Raw genomic sequence first — 6,136 nt, forward strand, 5'->3', positions numbered from 1 at the left:
CTTTGTGTTCCTGCGGCTTTGTTCAGGTGTCCTATCAGCACGATAGCGCACCCAGTAGCCTGTGCAATGTCTCCCAGACTGCGGAATATCGGGCGCACCTCGTTAGCCCTGTTCATGTCAACATCTGCCCCAAGAAACGCCTGTACCGGGTCAATGATAACCAGCCTTGCGTTGTTCTCACGGATTGCCCTTGCTATGCGTTCATCGGCAAGGGTCAGTGGTGTGTCCCTGTCGTCAATGACAAGCACTCTTTCAAGGTCTGCGTCCGCTTCAATCAGTCGGGGCTTCACGGTATCACCCAGACCGTCCTCGGCGGTCTGGTAGATGATATTGAAAGGGTCAATGGTCTCCATGCCGGGCAAAGGCTTTCGGTTGGTGCAAGCCGCCGCAAGGCGCATGGCAAAGTAGGTCTTGCCCTCGCCGGGGTTGCCCTGTATGATGGTCAGCTTTCCAAAGGGGATATACGGAAACCATAGCCAATCCACGCTCGTCAGCTCCACATCAGCCATGCGGAGCATTGGGACAGGCTGGGCGGTGGGCAGCTCTCGCAGCGTGATTGTCTCGGCTATGAATTTGCGGCTCGGAATGTCCCCTTGCTGACGGAGAACATCGTTCCAGTCTTTCCTTGCCGGGACAAGGCGAATGACGGCGATCTCGCTGGGAATGTCCTGCGCCAGTCGAGTGCAGGCTTCACTTCCTGCGGTGTCGCTGTCAAGGCAGAGGAACACTTTTCGGGTGTCCCTGCGGTCAGAAAGGAAACGGTCAAGGGCTTTGCCCGAAACGCCGCCCAGGGCAAGATAGCTCCTTGTCTGCCAGTCCTGCGGATAAAGGCAGATAAAGGACAAAAGGTCTATCGGTGCTTCAAAGACAAAGAGCTGGTTGCTGTTGCCCTCGTAACGGAACGGATAGGATTTATCGGAGCCGGTAATGTCCTGTCTGAATGGGTCTGCCGTTCCTCGCACATGGGCGTATCTCGGCGTGCCGCTTCGGTCTCTGCCGACAAACACAACATTGTGCCGCTTTGCGTCCTCGTAAATATCCCCGGAAAGAAGAAAAGCCTCAACAAGCGTTTTGTTGAGACCTCGGCTTTCGCAAAGATATTGAATTGCTCTGTCGGCTGTTCGGTTGTGTAGCGGCAAGTGAAACTCTGTGGGCGGTGCTGTGGTAGCTTCGGTCTGTCCCTCGCCGTTTTCGCCTGTCAACATCTGGACGGCTTCGGGAAAGGACTTGCCGTAAAACTCCATGACAAAATCAATGGGATAGCCGCCCTTGCTCTGGCTGTGGCGAAACCACTTGTTTCCTCGGACGGTCAAGCTGTCATGTTCTTTCCAGCGGTATTCTCGTCCGCTTTTGATTAGTGTCTCTCCCTGTGTTCGGAGAAAATCTTCCAGACTGACGGCGTTTGCCCTGTCAATCTGTGCTTGGGTGTAATTCATCGGGATAGTTCCTCCTTTTTGTGTCGTGTTTGGGGTCGATTTTGGAGCTTTTCTTGCTCTGTGTGCTCGTTAAATCGGGCGGCAGTATCTACACATGACTTGACCTTCCAAAGGCGGTGCAAATCGTCTCTGACGGTCTTAAACTCGCCGTAGGTGATGTCATGTGCCTGTTCCAGAGCGTCATACTCTGCGGACAGCTTTTTCATATCCACCTTGCCGTCCGGGAACTCCCCGGTCAGCTTTCGTCTGGCGGCGTAGAACTGTTTCAGTTCCGCTTCATGCTCTGCCTTGTACTTGGCTCTGGGCTTCTCAAACTTGATTTTCTGCAAGCCGTCATAGACTGGCTTCAAGCTCTGGAAAGTAGCGGAGCTGTCAGAGAGCTGCTTAATTGCTTTCATTCGTGCGGTCTGCCCGTCCAGCGTTTTCTTCAAGCTTTCTGTGGTGGAGCTGTGTTCATTGACACGGCTTTCCAAATCTTCAAGGGTGTAAATGCCGTTTGCCCGGAGATAATTGAAAGTCTCATTCATCTCCTTTAGGTTGCTGATTTTGCCTTTCTGGGAATATGCCCCGGCTTTGCGCTGGGTGTAGTAGGCGTTCAGCAGAGAAACAAGGTCGGGTGCCTGCGGCTTGGCAAGTTCCGCTTTTGCTTCGGCAATCCAATCGAACAGGAGAGAGATTTTCTTCTTGATATCCCGGATAACAGCATTAGTGGCTTTTATCCAACGGTTGAACTCGCCCTTTTCGGTGCGTATGCCTTTCTTCTCCATTGCCCGGACGGTTGCGCCCTCATGGACGGTGGGAAGCAAATCCACGCCCTGACGCTCATAGCTTCGGTGGTCGATACGAACATCAAGCCCTTTCTCCGCAAACTTGGCGTTGCATAGTTCAGCCCATGTCTGACGCCAATGTTCCAGCGTTTCGGGACTGCCCCAGTCGGTAGTGGGAACAGCGTTGAAGACAAAGTTCCCGTCTGCTCCCCGGATACGGTTGCCGTCCTCGTCCAGCTCGTACACTCGGTGTTGCTTTATCCCCCATTTGCCGTTCTGCTCGATGGGACGGATAGGGCAAAGCACATGAAAATGCGGATTGGGTATGCCGCCGTCCTCACGGTCTGGCTGGTGTACGGCAAAGTCAACCACCATGCCCCGGCTCACAAAGTTCTCTAACAAAAATTGCCTTGCAAGAGCGATGTTTTCCTCAAGGGAGAACTCATTCTGCAAGGCAATGTCAAAGCTGTATGCAAGCTGGGCGTTCTTTCCACACTCGGCTTTTTCCACGGCGTTCCATAGCGTCTGACGGTCTGCGTATTCGGGCGGTGCATAGGATGGCAGGAGAATGTCAGAACAGATCACGCCGCCCTTTCGGGTGTAGTCGCTGTACTCGCCATAATACTCGCTATACAAACGCTCTCCGGCTCGATAAGCGGCAGAAGCAATAGCGGACTGTCCTGCGCTTCGTTTAGTCTGCGTGACGCTCAGATGAAATAGTGCCATCGGCTTTCAACTCCTTTTCTCTGTTCGCTTGGCTGATGTGGGTAATCGCCATGTGTCGGACGGCTCGCCGGACTTCGGGCAGAGAAAAGATGTGTTCCATCAGCTCGGTCATTTCGGTGCGTGTGAGATCCTTGACCTCCGGGGCAAGGCTCTCAATCGTGCCGCCCAGATTGCAAAGACGATGGGTGCGCTTTTGTCTCTCGCCTTTCTCCAGATACTTCTTTCTGTTCTCCAGACGCTCCAGCTTGTGCTGTTCCTGTGCAAGCTGCGTCTCGGCTCGTTCCTTGTCGGCTCGGAGCTGTTCGAGGGTTTTCGGTTTTGCCATTTTGTTTGACCTCCTTTTTTGAAAATGGGGATAAAAAAAGACCGTCAACTTTTCGCAGATTGCGACCAGTCAACGGTCAGTTTTTCGGTATTCAGTTTTTCAAACTTGCTGGCGGCGAACGGTTTGTCAAAACCGTTTGCGGACGGCAAGTCCACAGGGGATAGCCGCTTTAGCGGCGCAAGGGGGTGTAGCCACCTTGACGGAACGAAGTGACGCAACATTCTCGGTCATGCAGTTTTCTTCTGCTGACGGAGAGTGAAGCTCCGCAGGACGCACGATACTTCCGACAGGAGAGTATAGAAGTGCGCCCTTTAGTTCCTAAAGGGTTTTTCGACAGCCCGATAAATTGGAATTTGACTATCTCTTAACTCGTTTTGATAAATGAAGTTCATTATCATCTACATATCCAAGTTTATTATATACAGTTTGTGCAACAAGATTTTCTTGTCCTGTTAGAAGTTCATATTTGTCAAGTGGATAATTCTTACTACAATAAGCCTCTGCAAAAGTAATCATCTCACTCGCTAAGCCTCTTTTTCTGTATGCTGGTTTAACATACACTTCTGTAATTTCAGGCATATATTCATCATAGCAGAACGATTTTTTAAGCTGAACACAAACAAATCCAACTAACATATCATCTTCATCAGCAACGATAACAACTTCCTGTTTATTATTCATAAGGGAATTTCTAATATTGTCTATGCTTGTGTCGCTCTCACCATTAAATTCAACATTTAAGATGTTTAATTGCTCTGCATCATTTACTGTTGCAATTCTTACCATAATTACACCTCATCAAATTCTTATTTGTCTCGCTCTTTCGACAAATAAAGTATATCACAAAAATGTGAAAAATTCTACCAATGGCGCAAAGAAACGCCCGAACAGTCTAAAAACCTTTCGGGCGTTCCTCTCTGTATTCAGATAACGGCTTTCATCGGCTCTTTTTGCGGTAAACTGCTGACAGGGATGAACACGCCCTTTGCAATGTCCTCCGCACGAATGGCGGCTTTCTTTGCGTCCATTTCTGCCTTTTTCCTCTCCTTGATTTTGTCCTCGTATTGCTTCTGCGCTCCGCTGGCTTTGCGCTTCAAGTAATTTTGATGAAGTCTGTCCTTGCGTTCCTCACGCTTGCGGATTTCCTCTAATTCCTCCTGTGTAAGTTCCACTTCGCCAAATGCCGGGGGAACAAATCGCCCGACAAAATTGAAGTAAATCTCGACCTCCTGCGTGGTCTGTATACTGCCTTTGCGGTCACGCTCATGCACAAGAATTTTCTCGATAAACTCATTGAGCATGGCAATGGTCAGCTTGTCGAAGTTCTCGTATTTGTCAATCAGAGCGATAAAACGGTCAGCGTCCTTTTCGTGCTTCTCGTAGCTCTTGATAGCCTTTTCCAGAGCAGAAATTTCAACGGTAAGCTCGGACTGTTCCTTTTCGTATTGAGCGTCCAGAGTGGCGTATCTGCTGTCGGACAGCTTTCCTAAAATGTTGTCCTCATAGATTTTACAGAGCAGGACTTCCAGCTCGGACACTCTCTGCTTGGCGGTGGCAAGGCGTGTCCGCTGTTTCCTGACCTCTGCCGTCTGCTGGTTTGACTGCGCTTCCTGTACCACTCGGACAAACTCGGCTCGGTCATGCTTGGCATACTCGGCAATGGCTTTGAGCATATCGGAGACAAGGGACAGTACCACATCTTCATTGATACGGTGCTGTGTCTTGCAGATCGTTCCGACTGGGACTTTGGTGTACTGTGAACAGGTATATTGAGAAATGCGTTTGCCGTTGTTGGTGCGGTGGACATACATCTTGCCGCCGCAATCGGCACAATAAAGCAAACCTGTGAGGGGTGCAACCTCGCCCCAGCCGTCCGGGTAGCGTCTGACCTTGCTGCGGATTTTCTGCACAAGGTCAAAGGTCTGCTGGTCAATGATGGCTTCATGAGTATTCTCGAAAATTGTCCATTCGTCCTCCGGGACATAATGGCTTTTCTTGTCTTTGAAGTGCTTGCGGGTCTTGAAGTTGATGGTGTGTCCCAGATACTCCCGCTTTTCCAGAATATTTACGATGGTGGAGGAACCCCAGCCGTACATATCTTTGAAAGTCTTGTTCTTGTTCACGCCCTCGCCATGCTGTGCAAGGTAAGCGGACGGAATGAGGACTTTATCTTCTTTCAGCCGGTTTGCGATCTGATACGGACCGTAGCCCTCAATCGTCATGGCAAAAATACGCTTCACAACCTCGGCGGCTTCGGGGTCAACCAACCATTGGTCTCTGGCTTCGTTCCAGAGGTAGCCGTAAATGACCGTCCCCGTGAGGTGCTTGCCTGTCTTGCCTTTGGATTGAAAAGTGGAACGGATTTTACGGCTGGTGTCTCTGGCGTAATACTCATTCATGATGTTGCGGAAAGGGGTGAAATCATCATCCCCTCTGGCGCTGTCCACGCCGTCATTGATGGCGATAAGGCGCACACCACGCTGTCGCAGGATTTCCATAATCTGACCGACTTTCAGATAGTCACGCCCCAGACGGCTCATGTCCTTGATACAGAGGTATTCCACATTCCCGGCTTCAACCTCTTTCATCATGGCTAAAAATCCGGGGCGGTCAAAACAAGTGCCGCTGATACCATCATCCGTAAAGTGGACAGGATTCGGAAAGTCATGCTGGGCGGCGTAGTCCTCCAACAGCTTCTTTTGGTTGGAGATAGAATTGCTCTCGCCCTGTAAATCATCATCACGGCTCAAACGCTCGTAAAGAACAGTAATTTTCTCGTTTCTTCTCATTGCTTGCGCTCCTTTCTACGACTTTAGGTTATGTGTTCTAAGAGACTTCCCAACCACTTGATTAAGAAGTCTTTTAGAGCATACAACACCGGC

At 50.3% G+C, this 6,136-nt stretch carries 4 protein-coding genes and 1 pseudogene; all 5 read right to left on the minus strand.

Annotated elements, in window-relative coordinates:
* Nucleotides 1-1,436 (minus strand): AAA family ATPase (locus tag FYJ45_RS28555; protein WP_154468341.1); only part of this gene is annotated, 1,436 nt, incomplete at its 3' end.
* Nucleotides 1,433-2,929: a MobQ family relaxase gene (gene mobQ / locus FYJ45_RS28560; RefSeq protein ID WP_154468342.1), complete on the minus strand. Its 1,497-nt coding sequence runs from the start codon at nt 2,927-2,929 to the stop codon at nt 1,433-1,435. The genes FYJ45_RS28555 and mobQ, both read right to left, overlap by 4 nt.
* Nucleotides 2,895-3,254 carry a DUF3847 domain-containing protein gene (locus FYJ45_RS28565; RefSeq protein WP_154468343.1) on the minus strand — a complete coding sequence of 120 codons (360 nt, stop codon included), beginning with the start codon at nt 3,252-3,254 and terminating at the stop codon, nt 2,895-2,897. Before FYJ45_RS28565 ends, mobQ begins: the two co-directional genes overlap by 35 nt.
* 357 nt (nt 3,255-3,611) lie before the next feature.
* On the minus strand, nt 3,612-4,040 hold the full coding sequence (locus FYJ45_RS28575; protein ID WP_154468344.1) for a GNAT family N-acetyltransferase: 429 nt from the start codon (nt 4,038-4,040) through the stop codon (nt 3,612-3,614).
* Nucleotides 4,041-4,177: 137 nt separating this feature from the next.
* Nucleotides 4,178-6,136: pseudogene (locus FYJ45_RS28580) on the minus strand (DUF4368 domain-containing protein); the annotation flags it as partial.

Source organism: Eisenbergiella porci (genome assembly GCF_009696275.1).
Classification (GTDB): domain Bacteria; phylum Bacillota; class Clostridia; order Lachnospirales; family Lachnospiraceae; genus Eisenbergiella; species Eisenbergiella porci.